Genomic DNA, 18,223 nt, shown 5'->3' with positions numbered 1-18,223 from the left:
ATTTATTCCTATCGGGAAGTAATAGGCTGACGATAATAATCGACGCCAATTACCATGACGATCGTCGCAGATTCATCTTCATTTTTGTCACCGATACCCAAGACCTGATATTCCAGACCACCATTTTCACCTTTCACATCATACTTGCCTACCATTAGCAGATCGCCCGGCATAATAATTGATGAGTTAAATGATTCCGTGGTGCTTACGTTCGGTAACTGCACATCATCATAAGTTTCAATGCCTTCCAGATAACGTTTTGTGAAACCACTCACTACCTCAATTCGACCATCTGAAAGCACGCGGGGGGTAATGATAAAACTGGTCCCTGTAATAATGGATGATGTTTCGACCGCGACGTTAACCTCACCATTGTCATCGACGGTACGGGTTTTACTGGAGACGTAATTTTGCGACTTCGTCATATTCAGCGGTATCGCCATATTGTTGCGCGTGATAAAGGAACCGCTTTGTAACGTCCGGTCACCCGTTAACTTGTATAACGCATCCAGCCCGCTACTGATATCAACATTGCTGTTTTTCCAGCCTGCCGATATGCCACCCGTCAATGAGTCCAGCAGACTTGAACTGATCTTCATGGTATTCTGCCCGTCATCCAGGGAGAAGTTCATGCCGGCAGAAAGTTCTTTCACTTTCGCTTTATCAAGCGTGAAAATTTTATAGGTAACAATAAACTGACGGCTGTTATCAGCTTTATATTTCTCTAACGCGCGATTAAGCGCCTCATACTCTGAGGGTCTTGAGTTAACCATTAAGACAGAAGAATCTTTAAAAAGATTATAGTTTCCTGAGGAAATATAATTCTTCGCCATATCCTCCACATCATCCCAGAAGGATGATTCGAATTTGGTTTCCGCCTTTCCGGTCAACCCGCCGCTGGAAGTCGCCTCGTTACCCGAAAGATCCAGGTTCGTTTCTGTCTTATTGTTTTCACCATAAAAGTCCAGCTTAATGACATACGTTTCATAAACGTTTATTTTAAGAACGTTATGATTATCAAGTTTTGGGCTGACGTCATAAAGAGAAGCGATATACTGTATAAACTCCTCAAAGGTGCCATCAAATTTTACGCTACGCGCCGTATTCCAGCTACCGCTGTTATTTGACGCACCGGCTTTTGCGCCTATCGCACTCTCGTTGATCCGGTAACTGATTCCCGTTTGTGCAGAGACAGCGTCCATAATGACTGCCAACGTGGCGGGTTCATAGGATGAAATTTTGACATGTTTTCCCATGATTCGCTGCTGCTCAACGCTGTAATCCACCTTTTTCCCTATGTATGCGCGGTCGTACTTGATATACGGCTTCGCTTTTGATTCATCCTGGGTGGTCGCATCTTTAAAATGCTTCTGAATCTGGCTTTCTGAATCATATTTTTCTTCAAAATCGCTAACACAACCCTGCAGAAAAATGGCTAATATTAACAACCCTGTCTTAATCTTCATCCCTGCACCCGTTTTACATTTCATCAATAACAATAACGCGATTTTTCTGATATTTCTTGACTACCAGGCCATAATTCTCAGAAAAAAACAGCTCGCCAAGTTCTTGTAGGATCTCGTCATCCGATTTCCCTGCCAGCGTAATATTGTTATAAACCAGGTAATCTTTCGCACTGTTCCAGAAAAGCTTATAGCCATTAGCCTCCACCCATTTTCTGATTTCCTGGCTTAATAATTTATCTTCCTGAATCACCAGTGGCGGCGCTGAAGGTGCCGCTGCTTGATAAGTATCGCCGGTAAACGGATTTCTGCCAGTATGTTGAACAACCGCATCAGAAGATACTGGAGATGCCACCATATGGATTTCTGATGAACTATTATTACTTGCCATAGCCTGCGGCAAAAGCATTACCGACAATAAAAGCAGGCAGTATTTCCTGATAATCATATTCTCTTCCCTCTGTTTATCAGATTGCTATTATTTATATTCTGTCGTCGTCAATAAATCATATGGCGTACCTGATTGCGGTATCGTACTGCACCATTTGGTAATGACATAAGATATTGTCTGTGGGTTTACTATGCTAAATCCTGCTCCCGTTTCTGAATCATACATGCCCATCGTTGCAGTCACTGCCCATACATATTTGCTGCCCGGGAATTTATATTTTTGCGCTGAGTTATGATCGGGACGAACCCCATTTGAAACGTCCATCTCAGCCAAGTCTACCTGTACGGTAACGCCGCCAAGCAAATCCACGTTCTTGCTATCATCTAATTTTGCGCGAGTCTCATTTTGCTTAGTATAGCTACCATTTATGCCGCCATCATCATAAGCCGAGACAGAAGATATACTGGCAGACAACCGTGGATATAACTTCCTGGTAACCTTTGTTTTTTCCTTATTGCCATCTTCATCCAGGATTGCGTCGCCGTTGGCGTCACGTAAAATAATTTCCTGTTCGATGACAGGGCAAGTCTGCACTGCAAATCGATGTAAGCCAGAGTTTATTGAACTGTCATCATATGCTGCCACATAATCTTTCTTATCTGTAATATCCACAGATAAAAGTTCATAGCCAGAATATTCACTCACTGACGGAGTCACAAGTTCAAATGCATCATATGTACTGGAAGGATAATAATTCGAAATAATATCTCCCCCAGCCATGCTGCTGCCATTCCAGGGACGATAAGAGGTATTATCATCCAGATAAAAATCACCCTCAATTTCTTCGTTATTGTTATTTTTGTATGTAAAGCGCTCAGGGCTACCGTCGGCGGAAAGCATCAAATCACCGCCATAATTACGCTTGAATAAAAAAACTGGCCGTGACGTATTTTCCATCACCAGATTGGCTTTTAGCGTACCCATTTTGGTCTCATCACCATAATTCTCCGGATCGGTCATATCCAGCGAAAGGATCTGATCTTCGCCATGGGCACCTGTGCCTGCCTCCTGGTTGTAACACAGTTCAACTTTACTTGCCTGGGTGTTCCAGCATGCCGTGCCTGAGCCGCCGCCATTACCCCCCTGATCGTTATCATTCATGTCAAAGGTAAAGCGAATACCCAGTTGCTGCCCCTTTCCCAGCGTTTCCAGCCGCTCCAGGTTAGACGCCATATCCGAAAACTCGACTGGTGTACTGCCGTCAGCTTCCGTTATCAGTTGCCAGGCGTCCGCCGTCCTGGCCCGGCGAACAAGCATGATATGCGAAGCAATCAGGCCTGAGTTATTTAACGCATTGTTAAACGCGGAGGCATAATTGGCAAAACTATACTTGTCGTTACTCTCCGTGTAGTTGAACGCAACAATAGCATCCATACGCGCAATCGTGCTCGAGGGGGTTTTAAGATCGTCAGAAGCAAACCCAATCCGTTCAATTTTCGCCGCCGGATTTTTAGCCGCCGTCACAAGTGAGCAGGGTAAATATTCTTGTGTCAGTTCAAATGTCGATTTAAGTGAGACGTTACAGCTTTTGCTGATAAACAAATAACGTTGTTGCTTTTGCTGATTCGCCCCCTCTCCCCACAAAAAATAGTTCGTCCCGGTCCCGGTATCAATGTCCGTAACGTTATTAGTTATCCGGTAACGATATTGGGAATCGGTACTGCTGCCTTGCGTGGCTTCATACAGTGGATTATCTTTTTCACCGTCTGTTGTTTGCAGGGTATCATCACGCAAATAATTCATCACGCCCTTCATCTCCTGGACAAGCGCGTTCGCGATGGTCTGGCGCATTTCTTTCGCTGCTTGTTTACGGGCATAATTGGTATACATAGCTAGCGCGCCACCAATGATTGCCAGTACAACAATAACTTCCAGTAGTGAAAATCCAGCCTGATGGTTTCGGGACCGCATACTAATTCCTGAAGAACATGAATCATTTTTATATAAATAATAAGTGGCTATTCACAGTAAATAGCCACTTGTTTTTATTCTAAAAAAGAACAGATTCTAATTTAGAGCACAGAGTATTATTTACTACCGAAGATAACAGCGTTAATGGAACCCTGGCCGTCACAGACGCCATCAGCAACAATATCAGCAGGCGCAATGTCACCAGAGGTCAGCGTCTTAAGAATCGCGCCACTTTTACTTACACTGAAGTCCCGGCCAGAAATAGACGGTTCAGACCCGGCAGCGGCACCGGAGTTGAGCGCTTCAACATAGTCCCACTGATTACCCATCTGGGAAATCAGGTTACGACACTCTTCTGACGCCAGACCATTGACTACCACAACAAAGCCTTTTTTCTGAGAACTTGAGCTATCCGTTAACGCGTTATCCATCTGGAACGCATCGTTAGAGAAGCCGTTAAACGCTTCATCAGCAGAGATTTTACCCATACGCACCAGCGTGGCGATTGGTGAGTCATTGGATACAGAAGTATCGTTGATATCGGATTTAGACAAACCTTTAATAGAATCGCTTTGCGCCGGATATTGAGCCTGATCTTTATAAGCTTCATTCATTGCAGTACGTACACTGGTCAAATCATCCTGTACAGCAGACAAGTCCTGAGCCGTAAAAGCCCGCTGGGCTAAAATAACCACACCAGCGGCAATAACACCGATAATCCCTAAGACAATAATTATTTCCAACAGCGTAACACCACGCTGTTTCTTCATCTCTTTTAATTTAGAGACCTTTTTGGTCACATTCCCTTTTATGTTTAAAACCATTGTACTCATGTTATACACCCTTATTAATTCCGTTAAATTCAGGCTTAGCCACCTGTTCGAATATTATTAATATGGAAAAATAAGAATGCAACAGAACGAAAAAAAACTAAGAATACATTTATATTCAGCAAACACATTCCATACATTATTTTTATAATATTTATAGGAAAGTATAATTATTATGAATTAGTTAAATCAATAAAACAAAACGTACTTTATAGTTGTACTTTTACATGAAATGCGGAATATTTTCAATAATTAAATGTCAATCTTGATAAATTTCTCTTCTTCCTTATTTATTAAGCCCTTATCGATAAAACAATACCGATAATACTGTCATTCCTGTTACTCTGGCATGAGAATGAAAAAAAATGCCCGGTTAAATTAACCGGGCGTCTGATAACAAATTATAACGTTCTTTAATAGAGGTTAAACTAACCCCTATAGCTATGTATTAAACCGCTTTCACTGCATCTGCAATACGATGGGCGAACTCAGATACCTGCGCCTCGTCTTCACCTTCAACCATCACACGAATTAATGGTTCAGTGCCAGACTTACGCAGCAGGACGCGTCCACGATTACCCAGCGCTGCTTCAACGTCTGCCATCACCGCTTTCACATTGTCATTTTCCAGCGGATCGCCGCTACCTGCGGTGTAACGTACGTTAACCAGCAGCTGCGGGAACATTTTCATGCCGCTGCACAGGTCGTGCAAACTCATATGATTGCGCACCATCGCAGTCAACACTTGCAGACCCGCCACGATACCGTCACCGGTGGTGGTTTTATCCAGCAGGATCACATGGCCTGAGTTTTCCGCGCCGATACTCCAGCCTTTTTCCTGCATTTTTTCCAGGACATAGCGGTCACCGACTTTCGCACGGGCAAACGGAATACCCAGCTGTTTCAACGCCAGCTCAAGGCCCATGTTGCTCATCAGCGTGCCTACCGCGCCACCGCGCAGTTGTCCCTGACGCAGCGCTTCACGGGCGATGATATACATGATTTGGTCACCGTCGACCTTATTGCCTTCGTGGTCGACCATGATCACGCGGTCGCCGTCGCCGTCCAACGCGATACCCAGATCGGCTTTTTCCGCGATCACGCGCGCCTGCAGGGCGCGGACGTCGGTAGCGCCGACTTCTTCATTGATGTTAACGCCGTTTGGCTCACAACCAATGGCAATAACATTTGCGCCGAGCTCACGCAGTACGTTTGGCGCAATGTGATACGTCGCACCGTTAGCGCAATCCACCACAATTTTAAGCTCGCTCAGGCTCAGTTCATTCGGGAAGGTACCTTTGCAAAACTCGATATAGCGACCGGCGGCATCGACAATGCGGGTGGCTTTACCCAGCTCAGCCGAGTCCACACAGGTGATCGCTTTTTCCATCTCGGCTTCTATGGCTTCTTCAACCGCATCCGGCAGTTTGGTGCCGTCGATAGAGAAAAATTTGATCCCGTTGTCATAGTACGGGTTGTGTGAAGCGGAGATAACAATCCCTGCTTCAGCACGGAAAGCACGCGTCAGATAAGCAACGGCAGGTGTTGGCATTGGGCCAGTGAAAGAGGCAGAAAGACCTGCGGCAGCCAGGCCCGCTTCCAGCGCAGACTCCAGCATATAGCCAGAAATACGCGTATCTTTACCGATGATAATTTTTCGTGAACCATGACGTGCCAGCACTTTTCCTGCCGCCCACCCCAGTTTCAGCACAAAGTCAGGGGTAATTGGGGAGTCGCCTACGCGGCCACGGATCCCATCAGTGCCAAAATATTTACGATTACTCATAGCGTTTGTTTTCCTTTGCAGACAATGTGGCTTCCACCACACGCATCGCTTCTACGGTTTCTTTGACGTCATGGACACGAACGATCTGCGCCCCCTGCATTGCGGCAATCACCGCGCACGCAAGACTACCGTTCAGGCGTTCGGATGGCCCCACATTCAGCAGTTGACCAACCATTGATTTTCGTGACATTCCAACCAGCAGCGGCAGCTCAAAATGATGAAACTCAGCCAGGCGTGCCAGTAATGTGTAGTTGTGGGTGAGATTTTTACCGAATCCGAATCCCGGGTCGAGCAACAATTTATCTTTTGTGATTCCGGCTCGTTCACAACGTGCTATTTGCTCAACAAAGTAACGATTTACCTCAGCGAACACATCCTCGTACTTTGGCGCTTCCTGCATAGTTTTCGGTTGCCCCTGCATATGCATCAAACAAATCGGCAGTCCGGTTTCCGCGGCGGCTTCCAGCGCCCCGGGCTCCGAGAGTGAACGAATGTCATTGATGATATGTGCGCCGACCCGCGCGCATTCGCGAATCACTTCGGGTTTCGAGGTATCGACGGAAATCCATACTTCAAAACGTTGAGCAATCGCCTCCACCACAGGGATCACTCGCTGCAGCTCTTCTTCCACGCTCACATCAGCAGCGCCAGGACGCGTGGACTCCCCCCCCACATCAATGATAGTCGCCCCAGCGTTAATCATCAGATTTGCGTGTTTTACCGCCTCAACCAGAGAGTTGTGCGCCCCGCCATCGGAAAAAGAATCTGGCGTAACGTTTAAAATCCCCATGACGTGAGGATGGCTGAGATCCAGTGAAGAACCCTGAGCAAAGAGTTTCATAGTTTTATCCCTGGTAAAAATCTTGAGTATGCAGATAAGAAAAACCCCGGAGCAAGCCCCAGGGTTTTCAATTAAAACACGGTCATCATCAACGATAACTTATTTGTCGCCCAGTTGCTCTGACATGGTGCCAGAGTCCGGCGCACGCGGTTCATCAACCGGACGCGGCGCGCTCGGCTTGCCGGTGCTGCCAGAGTTGTTGTTAGAAGAACCCGGTTCTTCCCAACCCGCTGGCGGGCGCACGTCGCGGCGAGCCATCAGATCATCAATCTGCGGCGCATCGATGGTCTCATATTTCATGAGCGCATCTTTCATCGAGTGCAGAATGTCCATGTTTTCGTTCAACAGACGACGCGCACGGTCATAGTTACGCTCAATCAGCAGCTTAACTTCCTGATCGATAATGCGAGCCGTTTCATCGGACATATGTTTAGCTTTCGCAACAGAACGTCCCAGGAACACTTCGCCTTCTTCTTCAGCGTACAGCAGCGGACCGAGTTTATCGGAGAAGCCCCACTGAGTAACCATGTTACGCGCCAGGTTAGTCGCGACTTTGATGTCGTTCGAGGCACCGGTAGAAACATGTTCAGCACCGTAGATGATCTCTTCCGCCAGACGACCGCCGTACAGCGTGGAGATCTGGCTTTCCAGCTTCTGACGGCTGGCGCTAATTGCGTCGCCTTCAGGCAGGAAGAAGGTCACACCCAGCGCACGACCGCGCGGGATAATCGTTACTTTGTGTACTGGATCGTGTTCCGGTACCAGGCGACCGATAATCGCGTGGCCAGCTTCGTGATACGCGGTAGATTCTTTCTGCGCTTCCGTCATCACCATGGAGCGACGTTCCGCACCCATCATGATTTTGTCTTTCGCTTTCTCGAACTCAACCATCGACACGACGCGCTTGTTGCCGCGAGCAGCAAACAGCGCCGCTTCGTTCACCAGGTTCGCGAGGTCAGCACCGGAGAAGCCCGGCGTACCACGTGCAATGATTGCCGCATCGATATCCGGAGACAGCGGTACGCGACGCATATGCACTTTCAGGATCTGTTCACGACCACGAACGTCCGGCAGACCAACCACAACCTGACGGTCGAAACGGCCTGGACGCAGCAGCGCAGGGTCAAGAACGTCCGGACGGTTAGTTGCCGCGATAACAATAATACCTTCGTTACCTTCGAAGCCGTCCATCTCAACCAGCATCTGGTTCAGGGTCTGCTCACGTTCATCGTGACCACCGCCCAGACCAGCGCCACGCTGACGGCCTACTGCGTCGATTTCATCGATGAAGATGATGCACGGTGCCGCTTTTTTGGCCTGTTCGAACATGTCACGCACACGAGATGCACCCACACCCACGAACATTTCCACGAAATCAGAACCGGAAATTGTAAAGAATGGAACCTTCGCTTCACCGGCGATAGCTTTCGCCAGCAGGGTTTTACCGGTACCCGGAGGACCGACCATCAGGACGCCTTTCGGGATTTTACCGCCCAGCTTCTGGAAACGGCTCGGTTCGCGCAGGTATTCAACCAGCTCAGCAACCTCTTCCTTCGCTTCGTCACAACCCGCAACGTCAGCAAACGTGGTTTTGATCTGATCTTCCGTCAGCATGCGCGCTTTGCTCTTACCGAACGACATGGCGCCTTTGCCACCACCGCCCTGCATTTGACGCATGAAGAAGATCCAGACACCAATCAGCAGCAGCATTGGGAACCAGGAAATGAAGATAGAAGCCAGCAGGCTAGGCTCTTCAGGCGGTTCGCCGACAACCTTGACGTTTTTGGTCAGCAGGTTATCAAGCAGCTTCGGATCGTTAACCGGAATGTAGGTCGTGTAACGGTTACTATCTTTCTTGGTAACGTTAATCTCACGTCCGTTGATCTTCGCTTCACGAACCTGGTCCTGATTGACCTCTTGCAGGAAGGTAGAGTAATCAACCTTACGGCCATTAGACTCGCTGGGCCCAAAGCTCTGGAATACTGACATCAGCACAACGGCAATGACCAGCCAGAGAATTAGGTTTTTCGCCATGTCACTCAAGGGATTAACCTCATATTACAACTGTGTTAAAAACAGCGTCAGGATACTCTATATCCAGTTTCTTTCAAACTTTCGTTTGAAATCTACCGGTTATGGTTTACGCCCGGTCGCTACAATATACACTTCACGCGAACGGGCGCGAGAAGAGTCCGGCTTACGAACTTTGACCTTCGTAAACAGGGAGCGAATCTCTCTTAGATACTCATCGAAGCCTTCGCCCTGGAACACCTTCACTACAAAACTACCACCTGGCGCTAAAACATCTCGAGCCATTCCAAGCGCCAGCTCTACCAGATACATGGCCCGGGGAATATCCACCGCCGGTGTTCCACACATATTTGGTGCCATATCAGACATGACAACTTGTACTTTACTGTCACCTACGCGTTCAAGTAACGCTTGCAGGACTAATTCATCACGAAAGTCGCCCTGAAGGAAGTCCACACCAACGATTGGATCCATAGGTAAAAGATCGCAAGCGATAATGCGGCCGCTGTTGCCGATCTGCGTAACCGCATATTGCGACCAGCCACCCGGTGCAGCGCCGAGATCAACAATCGTCATCCCCGGTTTAAAAATTTTGTCACTTTGCTGTATTTCATCAAGTTTAAACCAGGCACGGGAACGTAACCCCTTTTTCTGCGCCTGTTGAACATATTTATCGCTAAAGTGTTCCTGAAGCCAGCGACTCGAGCTGGCAGAACGCTTTTTACCTGTCATTTCACATTCCCAAAGGGCAGTTCATCGTAACCAATGGTGTAAATTTCTACACAGCTATTTGGTGATATATGGGAGATGGCGGTAGAATGACCCGTTTTCAATCCCAACGTAAGCAAAAATATACGATGAATCTGAGTACTAAACAAAAACAGCACCTGAAAGGTCTGGCACATCCGCTCAAGCCGGTAGTTATGCTTGGCAATAATGGTTTGACCGAAGGGGTACTGGCCGAGATTGAACAAGCGTTAGAGCACCATGAACTTATCAAGGTGAAAATCGCCTCGGAAGACCGCGATACCAAAACCTTGATCGTGGAAGCTATCGTACGCGAAACCGGCGCCTGCAATGTACAGGTCATCGGCAAAACGCTGGTACTGTATCGCCCGACTAAAGAACGTAAAATCTCGCTGCCACGCTAAGAATATCCCAAAGTCGCACACGAAGTTTGTGTAAAACGCGGGGTTTTCCGCTAGCAGGAGAGCAAAATGCCACGCTCTCTTCGTTGATAAAAGGCCGCTATGCGGCCTTTTTCCTTTCTTTACAATGTATCAACATCTTAACCAAGATGCGAATTACAGGTATTCGACCTTCGTTACTTCATATTCAACTTCACCGCCCGGCGTTTTGATAACGACGACGTCATCCTGCTCTTTGCCAATCAGGCCACGAGCAATAGGCGAGTTCACTGAAATCAGATTCTGTTTAAAATCAGCTTCATCATCGCCGACAATACGCCAGGTCTGCTCTTCGTCATTATCGAGATTCAGAACGGTAACCGTCGCGCCGAAAACAACACGACCATTGTTCGGCATTTTAGTGACGTCAATCACCTGCGCATTGGACAGTTTAGCTTCGATATCTTTAATGCGTCCTTCGCAGAATCCTTGCTGTTCGCGAGCCGCGTGATACTCCGCGTTCTCTTTCAGGTCACCGTGCTCACGCGCTTCCGCGATAGCGGCGATAATTTCAGGACGGCGCACAGATTTCAGAAAATCCAGCTCTTCGCGCAGTTTTTCAGCACCACGTAAGGTCATCGGGATAGCTTGCATTTGTTATACCTCTTGAACATTCCTGTAGGGGCCGATGGTTCTCACCCCGGCTGCTAAGCCCACCCTGGCATACGCCATGCCAGGGTCAGAAGCAAAAAAATACCGACCCGGGGCTCAAGGTCCCAGGTCAGCTACAATTCTCTATTTGATGATCATTTTACCCTGGAGTTCCCTATGGGTCATCGTTTACTTTTTGGGGCGTTGCGCCGTAGTATGACGGCCTGTTTCCAGGTTGTTAGCGCGAGATTATGCGATTTCCCAGATTTACCATTGGATTGACTGCCAGTATAGCGTTCAGCGTTCAGGCTGCGAATGTCGACGAATACATCAACCAGCTTCCTGCCGGGGCCAACCTCGCCCTTATGGTACAGAAGGTTGGCGCATCTGCACCCGCTATTGATTTTCATAGCCAGCAGATGGCGCTCCCCGCCAGTACCCAGAAAGTGATCACCGCGCTGGCGGCGTTGATTCAGCTCGGGCCTGATTTCCGTTTTACCACCACGCTTGAGACGAAAGGCAACGTGGAAGGCGGCGTTTTGAAAGGTGACTTAGTGGCGCGATTTGGCGCCGATCCGACGCTAAAACGCCAGGATATTCGCAATATGGTAGCGACCCTGAAAAAATCTGGTGTGACGCAAATTGCCGGAAATGTTCTGATCGACACCTCTATTTTCGCCAGTCATGATAAAGCCCCCGGTTGGCCCTGGAACGACATGACGCAATGTTTTAGCGCCCCGCCTGCCGCAGCCATTGTCGATCGCAACTGTTTCTCGATTTCGCTCTACAGCGCGCAAAAACCGAACGATCTGGCATTTATTCGCGTAGCATCCTACTACCCGGTCACCATGTTCAGCCAGGTGCGAACCCTCGCGCGTGGCTCTGCCGAAGCGCAATATTGTGAACTGGACGTGGTTCCAGGCGATCTCAACCGCTTCACGCTGACCGGATGCCTACCTCAACGCGCCGACCCGCTGCCGCTGGCGTTCGCCATTCAGGATGGCGCCAGCTATGCCGGGGCGATTATCAAAGATGAGCTAAAACAAGCGGGTATCACTTACAGCGGCACGCTGCTGCGCCAGACGCAGGTCAACGAGCCGGGGACCGTGGTTGCCAGCAAGCAGTCAGCGCCGCTGCATGACCTGCTTAAGATTATGCTGAAAAAATCGGACAACATGATTGCCGATACCGTTTTCCGCATGATTGGCCATGCACGATTTAACGTCCCGGGCACCTGGCGGGCAGGTTCCGATGCCGTACGCCAAATTTTGCGTCAGCAGGCGGGCATCGATATTGGCAACACCATTATTGCCGACGGTTCTGGTCTCTCCCGCCATAACCTGATTTCCCCGGCGACCATGATGCAGGTGCTGCAATATATCGCTCAGCACGATAACGAGCTGAACTTTATAACTATGCTACCGCTGGCGGGCCATGACGGCTCCCTGCAATACCGTGCGGGCCTGCATCAGGCTGGCGTGGATGGCAAAGTATCGGCGAAGACAGGCTCACTACAGGGCGTCTACAACCTCGCAGGCTTCATCACCACGGCAAGCGGTCAGCGCATGGCGTTTGTGCAGTATCTGTCGGGTTATGCGGTAGAGCCGGCTGACCAACGTAATCGGCGTATTCCGCTGGTACGCTTCGAGAGTCGGTTGTACAAGGATATTTATCAGTCTAACTAAGCGGATGCAGGGAGCGGTAACGCTCCCTCGTCGTTTCTAATCGTTTGCCGGGATTATCCGCAACTCGGTTAACCCAATCCCCAGCTTCCTTGGCGGAGCGGATTTAGGAAAACCGATATAATTTCCCTCGTTACTCAACTCCGGATAAGGGGGGACAATCGTTAGCGTATCGAGTCTGTCAGGATTCGTCATATGTAATATCACCGTTTCCGCCTCTGCGTGCAGGGTGAGATAGTGGGTACAGGAACCGATGGAAACGGGAATCGGTGCACCAATATTTTTGCCAAAGGCTTTTGCCTTGATCTCAACGTCAAATTTCGCGGGCAGTGGTTGGTTATAGGTGATAGCCACCGCGGGTGACAGGTTCGCATCTGACCACCGTCCCCAGTATTCTGGATGCCCCACTCCTGTTATTGATTTCACAAATGCAGGCAGTCCTTCCGCCGCAAACAGTATGCGATCGGACTGATAGCGGACATCCTTTGCGGAAAGTAATAACCGCGCCTGGATACGCTGAAAGCGTTCATGATTCGTTTTGCCCGGAAATTCACTCATCCCGCCTGAATAATCTTCAGCCGTTATTTTCTCGATGTGAGTCTCGCTACCGGCTTTCCCAGAGGCAACACACCACCCAGTCGTGACGGCAGAATCCGGTTGCCATACGGGGCCAATGCTCAGGCATTGATCTATCCAGATAAATTTATGGCCTTCAGGCAGAAATCCCAGGGTATTCCTTAAAGACATTCCCACGTCATTCCCGTCATCGACAACCGGCCAGACTCGTCCCGGTGATACTTCCAGTAAGGCGGGAATAGGGTATTCAAAACTATCAAAACGCAGCAACTTTCTTCTGGTATCAACGGTAAAATTTTTAATGGACTCGGGAATTCCCCAACGGGAGCGGATAGCAGGCCCCCAGGCTAACAACTTATTTTTAAAGTCGTCAAAAACCGCTGCCAGGGAAGGCTGACTTAATGAACTTCTCCCTAAGCCTATTGCATTACCACCCCCCATCAGCTCAAGCACCGTTGCCCCATTATCTAACGTGCTTCGCTTATCGGCGATAACTTTCGGCGTCACGCCATTTCTGAAAACCACAAATAAATTGCGGCGAGGCATTTTATTTAAATAATCCACAGCAGCCGTCATATTTTGCATTACCAGATGATCGGATGAGAGAACAATAATCGTATTACTGGCCCAGGGCGAAGCCTGTATCCGTCTAATGAATTTAGCGATTTCCCTCTGGCTACAAAGCACAGAGGTTAACGCATCGACTTCGCTACCATTTTTTTTATAGCTGACAGGACAGCTCGTGGGGATATAACCTTCAGGGGGATGGGTGTCCAGCGTCAACGTGAATAACGCAAAAGGCGTTTTTTGCCGGGACAAATGCTCAAACTTGCGCCAGACCTTTTCCAGCAGCATATCATCATATAGCCCCCAGGCATTCTGGGCGGAAAAATCCTTCTCCAGGCCAGACTCCGCCAGTCCCCAGGCATGTTCAATGCCGTGCGTTTTAAAAAACACATCCTTATCGGCGAAACGTAAATCAGCGCCCTGCATAAACCAGGTTTCATAACCTGAATTTTTCAAAATATCCCCAAGGCAGACTGAAGAGGAAAAGAAGCCCAGACTTGCTTTCTTGCCACTTAAATCGGTCGGTGCAAACAGCGGAAGACCACACTGCGATGCCACGATCCCTGCTATGGTAAAATCCGTCGCCGGATACTGTTCTGTACCGCTAAAATCCAGGCCATCTTGTTTCAGCGCCGTTAAATCAGGCAGCAACTGAGGAAATGTGTCTTTATCAAAGTAGGTTCTTTCCAGGCTTTCTGCATAAATATATACCAGATTATATTTTGGATTATTTATCCTGGTATCTGGCGTAATATAGTAGCGCGAAAAATCGGAGCCATCTACTTCTGCTGGCGGCTTGCTATAATTAGTGAATTGTAATAATGCCGGAGAGATGCCAACAGCAAAAAATGTCAGTAATACGGCGGTTATCGAAGCGTAATGTTTTCTCTCTTTTTGAACATTTTTACCTTGCATGAATCGCCAGTTCAGAAAGAGTAGCAGTCCAATCAGCAAGACAGCAACGACAAAAGGCGCGACGTAATCTTTAAAATCCGCGCCATAAAGCGAGCGGGTCAAAGTATAAATAACAGCGTCATTAACCCCTTCGCCCGTAAAGTAATAACAGCCTAACCAAAACAGGCTTAAAAATAAAGAAATGCACTGAGCAAGTAAAATAAGAGAGGCGTAATAGATTGCCCTATAGCCTTTACTTTTATAAATCAGGGCGGCCAAAACCATTGAGGCCAGTGATATAATAATTGCTACAAATGAGTATTGCATTACCTCGTCTCATACATGCACGCTAAATGAGGAGGAATTATAATTGGTCGTTTAATGCGGGAACATCATTAATATTTTTTTCAGAATATATAAATAAAAGGGCTGGTAAACCAGCCCTCAAAATCAACGCTTATAGATGAACTCAACGCCTTCTTCGTCGTCTTCGTCCCAGTCGTCATCCCAGTCATCTTCCGCTTCGTCTTCGACTTCAGCGAGCTGCTGGCGGTGATAATCATCCCACATGAACTCAACTTTCTCTGGCTGTTTCGCTTCTTCAGCCTGAACAATCGGGTTCTCAATGATAAAGGTCATCACATCCCAGCACAGATCCTTCACGCCCAACTGGCTGGCGGCGGAGATCAGGTAATATTTACCTTCCCAGCCCAGCGCTTCGGCGATCGCTTTCGCTTTCTCTTCCGCTTCGGCCTTGTCCAGCAAATCAATTTTGTTGAACACTAACCAGCGCGGTTTAGACGCCAGGTCCTGACTGTATTTTTCCAGTTCGCCAATAATGATACGGGCGTTCTCTACCGGATCGGAGCCATCAATTGGATCGATATCGATGAGGTGCAGCAGCACGCGGCAACGTTCCAGGTGTTTCAGGAAGCGAATCCCCAGACCCGCGCCTTCAGCCGCGCCTTCAATCAGCCCCGGAATGTCGGCCACTACGAAGCTCTTTTCGTTGTCCATACGCACCACGCCCAGGCTTGGTACCAGGGTGGTGAACGGATAATCGGCAACTTTCGGCTTCGCCGCAGATACCGCACGGATAAACGTCGATTTACCGGCATTTGGCATACCCAACATACCCACGTCCGCCAGCAGCATCAGCTCCAGCAACAGATCGCGCTTATCGCCCGGTGTCCCCATCGTTTTCTGACGCGGAGTACGGTTGACCGAGGATTTGAAACGGGTGTTACCCAGGCCGTGCCAGCCGCCTTTAGCGACCATCAGACGCTGACCATGCTTGGTCATGTCGCCCATGGTTTCGCCGGTGCCCTGATCGATAACGCGCGTACCGACAGGCACTTTAATCGTAACGTCTTTACCGCGTTTACCTGTGCAATCGCGGCTCGCGCCATTCTGACCACGTTCCGCACGGAAAGATTTTTCAAAACGGTAATCGATCAGCGTGTTCAGGTTTTCGTCGGCTTCCATCCATACGTCGCCGCCATCACCGCCATCACCGCCGTCCGGGCCGCCTTTTGGAATATATTTTTCACGGCGGAAGCTCACGCAACCATTACCGCCATCACCTGCAACGACCAGAATCGATGCTTCATCAACAAACTTCATTTTACTCTCCGTAAATCATTCGCCTGAGCGGGGTTGCGAAACCACCGTTTCATGCTTACGTAAACCGCCCCAAATTCGATGACCAATGGCGGAATACATCGCGCCCGCAACCACGATAAACGCACCGAGATAACCTAAAAGGTTTAGCATCGGTCTGGCGAAGAAATCGGGCCAGGCCAGTGATAATAAATCTGAAAATAATAACGTAAACAGCGGCGTAAGCGTAATAATGGCGCTTACCTGCGCCGCCTGCCAGCGCGCCATCGCTTCCGCGAGAGCGCCGTATCCTACCAGCGTATTCAGGCCGCAGAATACCAGGCAGGCCAGCTGCCAGTCGCTGAGCTGCGTGATGACACCGGGTTTAGCCAGCGGCAACAACGCGATCGTACATAAAGTGTACAGTAAAAACAGGATCTGCGGTGACGCCAGACGGCGCAATAACACCTTTTGCGCGACCCCATAGCTCACCCAGACCATCGCCGCACCGACACCAAAGATAACGCCCCAGGTGTAATCGGTGAGTCGGGTAAAAATTTCGATCAGACTGGTATTAAAAAACAGAACCAGGCCGCTCAGAAGCATAATGGCGCCAATCACCTGCGTGCCGCGCATCTTTTCTTTCAGGATAAAGACGCTGGCGATCATCATGCCAACGGGTGACAGCTGACCGATAACCTGCGAGGCCGTTGGGCTCAAGTATTGCAAAGATGAACTAAACAGTATGAAGTTACCGAACAGCCCACCGGTGGCTATTGCCAACAGCACCAACCAACGCGCTTTGCGAAAAATGCGCAATGGGGGGAGCTTTTTTTTAACCGCAAGGATAGCGCCAAGGCCAATACTTGCCATTAAAAAACGGTAGAACACCACGGTAGGAGGCTCCATCACCTCCAGCACTTGCTTCATTGCTATTGGCAAAGCGCCCCAACATATTGCAGTCGTGAGTGCTAACAGAATACCAATGCCTGCCTGCTGCTTCATGCCGTATTCCCTGCAAGGGCTCGTTTCCGGTTTATCACGGCGCGACGAGCATATTTACCGGCCGTCGAATGTAAAAAGCCCCGCAACGTGTTGCGGGGCTTTTATCCGTTACCGGGACGCGAAAAACTTATTCAGCAACGATGCTGATGAATTTACGGTTTTTCGGGCCTTTCACTTCAAATTTCACTTTACCGTCTGCTTTAGCAAACAGAGTGTGGTCTTTGCCGCAACCAACGTTGGAGCCAGCGTGGAATTTAGTACCACGTTGACGAACGATGATGCTACCAGCCAGAACTGTTTCACCGCCGAAGCGTTTTACGCCCAGACGTTTAGCTTCTGAATCGCGACCGTTACGAGTCGAGCCGCCAGCCTTTTTATGTGCCATTTAATCTGCTCCCCTTAACTTAAGCGCTGATGCCAGTGATTTTCACATCAGTGAACCACTGACGATGGCCCTGCTGCTTACGGTAGTGTTTACGACGACGAAACTTAACGATTTTAACTTTCTCGCCACGACCATGAGCAACAACTTCAGCTTTGATAACGCCGCCATCAACGAAAGGAACGCCGATTTTGACTTCTTCACCGTTTGCGATCATCAGAACTTCAGCGAATTCAACAGATTCGCCAGTTGCGATGTCCAGCTTTTCCAGGCGAACGGTCTGACCTTCGCTTACTCGGTGTTGTTTACCACCACTTTGGAAAACCGCGTACATAAAAAACTCCGCTTCCGCGCACACCTTTTTGATGATTCAGAGTGCGCTATAAATATTCACAATAGGGCGCGAATATTACGCAAAACGCGAGCC

The 18,223-nt window shown here is 48.8% G+C and carries 16 protein-coding genes; 2 read left to right on the top strand and 14 right to left on the bottom strand.

Annotation, left to right across the window (positions count from 1 at the left end; genetic code table 11):
- Positions 1–8 precede the first annotated feature (8 nt).
- From OGV69_RS03105 to rlmE, 8 genes are all read right to left on the bottom strand, one after another.
- Positions 9–1,466 (bottom strand): type II and III secretion system protein, encoded by a 1,458-nt coding sequence (locus OGV69_RS03105; RefSeq protein WP_038642889.1) that lies wholly within the window; start codon positions 1,464–1,466, stop codon positions 9–11.
- Positions 1,467–1,479: 13 nt separating this feature from the next.
- The gene (locus OGV69_RS03100; protein WP_069324395.1) at positions 1,480–1,911 is read right to left on the bottom strand and encodes a TcpQ domain-containing protein; all 432 of its coding nucleotides are present in this window, start codon (positions 1,909–1,911) and stop codon (positions 1,480–1,482) included.
- Positions 1,912–1,941: 30 nt separating this feature from the next.
- The gene (locus OGV69_RS03095; RefSeq protein ID WP_069324396.1) at positions 1,942–3,825 is read right to left on the bottom strand and encodes a type II secretion system protein; all 1,884 of its coding nucleotides are present in this window, start codon (positions 3,823–3,825) and stop codon (positions 1,942–1,944) included.
- Positions 3,826–3,941: 116 nt separating this feature from the next.
- Entirely contained in the window at positions 3,942–4,658 is a 717-nt protein-coding gene (locus tag OGV69_RS03090) for a type IV pilus major pilin (protein WP_077223913.1), read from the bottom strand.
- A 445-nt stretch (positions 4,659–5,103) separates the two neighbouring features.
- A complete protein-coding gene (gene glmM, locus OGV69_RS03085; RefSeq protein ID WP_038634228.1) occupies positions 5,104–6,441 on the bottom strand; it encodes a phosphoglucosamine mutase in 1,338 nt (445 codons plus the stop codon).
- Positions 6,434–7,282: a dihydropteroate synthase gene (folP, locus tag OGV69_RS03080; RefSeq protein WP_069324397.1), complete on the bottom strand. Its 849-nt coding sequence runs from the start codon at positions 7,280–7,282 to the stop codon at positions 6,434–6,436. The genes glmM and folP overlap by 8 nt, the downstream gene beginning before the upstream one ends.
- 99 nt (positions 7,283–7,381) lie before the next feature.
- On the bottom strand, positions 7,382–9,316 hold the full coding sequence (ftsH, locus tag OGV69_RS03075; protein ID WP_003025013.1) for an ATP-dependent zinc metalloprotease FtsH: 1,935 nt from the start codon (positions 9,314–9,316) through the stop codon (positions 7,382–7,384).
- Positions 9,317–9,415: 99 nt separating this feature from the next.
- Positions 9,416–10,045, bottom strand: coding sequence for a 23S rRNA (uridine(2552)-2'-O)-methyltransferase RlmE (gene rlmE / locus OGV69_RS03070; RefSeq protein ID WP_006687879.1), 630 nt, complete (start codon positions 10,043–10,045; stop codon positions 9,416–9,418).
- 125 nt (positions 10,046–10,170) lie between these two features.
- Here rlmE and yhbY point away from each other — a divergent pair, with 125 nt between their 5' ends.
- Entirely contained in the window at positions 10,171–10,464 is a 294-nt protein-coding gene (yhbY, locus tag OGV69_RS03065) for a ribosome assembly RNA-binding protein YhbY (protein ID WP_003025016.1), read from the top strand.
- Between the two features lie 153 nt (positions 10,465–10,617).
- Here yhbY and greA read toward each other — a convergent pair whose 3' ends face one another.
- Positions 10,618–11,094: a transcription elongation factor GreA gene (greA, locus tag OGV69_RS03060; protein ID WP_003025019.1), complete on the bottom strand. Its 477-nt coding sequence runs from the start codon at positions 11,092–11,094 to the stop codon at positions 10,618–10,620.
- Positions 11,095–11,342: 248 nt separating this feature from the next.
- On the opposite strand from greA, the gene dacB reads away from it, so the two are divergent.
- The gene (gene dacB / locus OGV69_RS03055) at positions 11,343–12,776 is read left to right on the top strand and encodes a serine-type D-Ala-D-Ala carboxypeptidase (protein ID WP_038634235.1); all 1,434 of its coding nucleotides are present in this window, start codon (positions 11,343–11,345) and stop codon (positions 12,774–12,776) included.
- A gap of 36 nt (positions 12,777–12,812) precedes the next feature.
- Here dacB and opgB read toward each other — a convergent pair whose 3' ends face one another.
- The 5 genes from opgB to rplU all read right to left on the bottom strand — a co-directional run bounded on the left by opgB (position 12,813) and on the right by rplU (position 18,130).
- Positions 12,813–15,137 carry a phosphatidylglycerol--membrane-oligosaccharide glycerophosphotransferase gene (opgB, locus tag OGV69_RS03050; RefSeq protein WP_069324398.1) on the bottom strand — a complete coding sequence of 775 codons (2,325 nt, stop codon included), beginning with the start codon at positions 15,135–15,137 and terminating at the stop codon, positions 12,813–12,815.
- Positions 15,138–15,260: 123 nt separating this feature from the next.
- Positions 15,261–16,433: an Obg family GTPase CgtA gene (gene cgtA, locus OGV69_RS03045; RefSeq protein ID WP_038634240.1), complete on the bottom strand. Its 1,173-nt coding sequence runs from the start codon at positions 16,431–16,433 to the stop codon at positions 15,261–15,263.
- A 15-nt stretch (positions 16,434–16,448) separates the two neighbouring features.
- Entirely contained in the window at positions 16,449–17,414 is a 966-nt protein-coding gene (locus OGV69_RS03040) for a DMT family transporter (RefSeq protein WP_006687874.1), read from the bottom strand.
- Between the two features lie 127 nt (positions 17,415–17,541).
- The gene (gene rpmA / locus OGV69_RS03035) at positions 17,542–17,799 is read right to left on the bottom strand and encodes a 50S ribosomal protein L27 (protein WP_003025030.1); all 258 of its coding nucleotides are present in this window, start codon (positions 17,797–17,799) and stop codon (positions 17,542–17,544) included.
- Between the two features lie 19 nt (positions 17,800–17,818).
- Positions 17,819–18,130 carry a 50S ribosomal protein L21 gene (gene rplU / locus OGV69_RS03030; RefSeq protein ID WP_003025032.1) on the bottom strand — a complete coding sequence of 104 codons (312 nt, stop codon included), beginning with the start codon at positions 18,128–18,130 and terminating at the stop codon, positions 17,819–17,821.
- Positions 18,131–18,223 lie beyond the last annotated feature (93 nt).

It is taken from the genome of Citrobacter sp. Cc139 (genome assembly GCF_030334645.1).
Classification (GTDB): domain Bacteria; phylum Pseudomonadota; class Gammaproteobacteria; order Enterobacterales; family Enterobacteriaceae; genus Citrobacter; species Citrobacter werkmanii.
Note: the sequence above shows the minus strand (reverse complement) of the source record. Positions and strands in the feature narration are given on the sequence as shown.

Excerpts from the sequence above, each read along its gene's own strand:
- cgtA (WP_038634240.1), bottom strand. The coding sequence starts at position 16,433 with ATGAAGTTTGTTGATGAAGCATCGATTCTGGTCGTTGCAGGTGATGGC.
- greA (WP_003025019.1), bottom strand. The coding sequence starts at position 11,094 with ATGCAAGCTATCCCGATGACCTTACGTGGTGCTGAAAAACTGCGCGAA.
- glmM (WP_038634228.1), bottom strand. The coding sequence starts at position 6,441 with ATGAGTAATCGTAAATATTTTGGCACTGATGGGATCCGTGGCCGCGTA.
- dacB (WP_038634235.1), top strand. The coding sequence starts at position 11,343 with ATGCGATTTCCCAGATTTACCATTGGATTGACTGCCAGTATAGCGTTC.
- rlmE (WP_006687879.1), bottom strand. The coding sequence starts at position 10,045 with ATGACAGGTAAAAAGCGTTCTGCCAGCTCGAGTCGCTGGCTTCAGGAA.
- rplU (WP_003025032.1), bottom strand. The coding sequence starts at position 18,130 with ATGTACGCGGTTTTCCAAAGTGGTGGTAAACAACACCGAGTAAGCGAA.
- opgB (WP_069324398.1), bottom strand. The coding sequence starts at position 15,137 with ATGCAATACTCATTTGTAGCAATTATTATATCACTGGCCTCAATGGTT.
- ftsH (WP_003025013.1), bottom strand. The coding sequence starts at position 9,316 with ATGGCGAAAAACCTAATTCTCTGGCTGGTCATTGCCGTTGTGCTGATG.
- OGV69_RS03095 (WP_069324396.1), bottom strand. The coding sequence starts at position 3,825 with ATGCGGTCCCGAAACCATCAGGCTGGATTTTCACTACTGGAAGTTATT.
- OGV69_RS03100 (WP_069324395.1), bottom strand. The coding sequence starts at position 1,911 with ATGATTATCAGGAAATACTGCCTGCTTTTATTGTCGGTAATGCTTTTG.
- OGV69_RS03105 (WP_038642889.1), bottom strand. The coding sequence starts at position 1,466 with ATGAAGATTAAGACAGGGTTGTTAATATTAGCCATTTTTCTGCAGGGT.
- yhbY (WP_003025016.1), top strand. The coding sequence starts at position 10,171 with ATGAATCTGAGTACTAAACAAAAACAGCACCTGAAAGGTCTGGCACAT.
- folP (WP_069324397.1), bottom strand. The coding sequence starts at position 7,282 with ATGAAACTCTTTGCTCAGGGTTCTTCACTGGATCTCAGCCATCCTCAC.
- rpmA (WP_003025030.1), bottom strand. The coding sequence starts at position 17,799 with ATGGCACATAAAAAGGCTGGCGGCTCGACTCGTAACGGTCGCGATTCA.
- OGV69_RS03090 (WP_077223913.1), bottom strand. The coding sequence starts at position 4,658 with ATGAGTACAATGGTTTTAAACATAAAAGGGAATGTGACCAAAAAGGTC.
- OGV69_RS03040 (WP_006687874.1), bottom strand. The coding sequence starts at position 17,414 with ATGAAGCAGCAGGCAGGCATTGGTATTCTGTTAGCACTCACGACTGCA.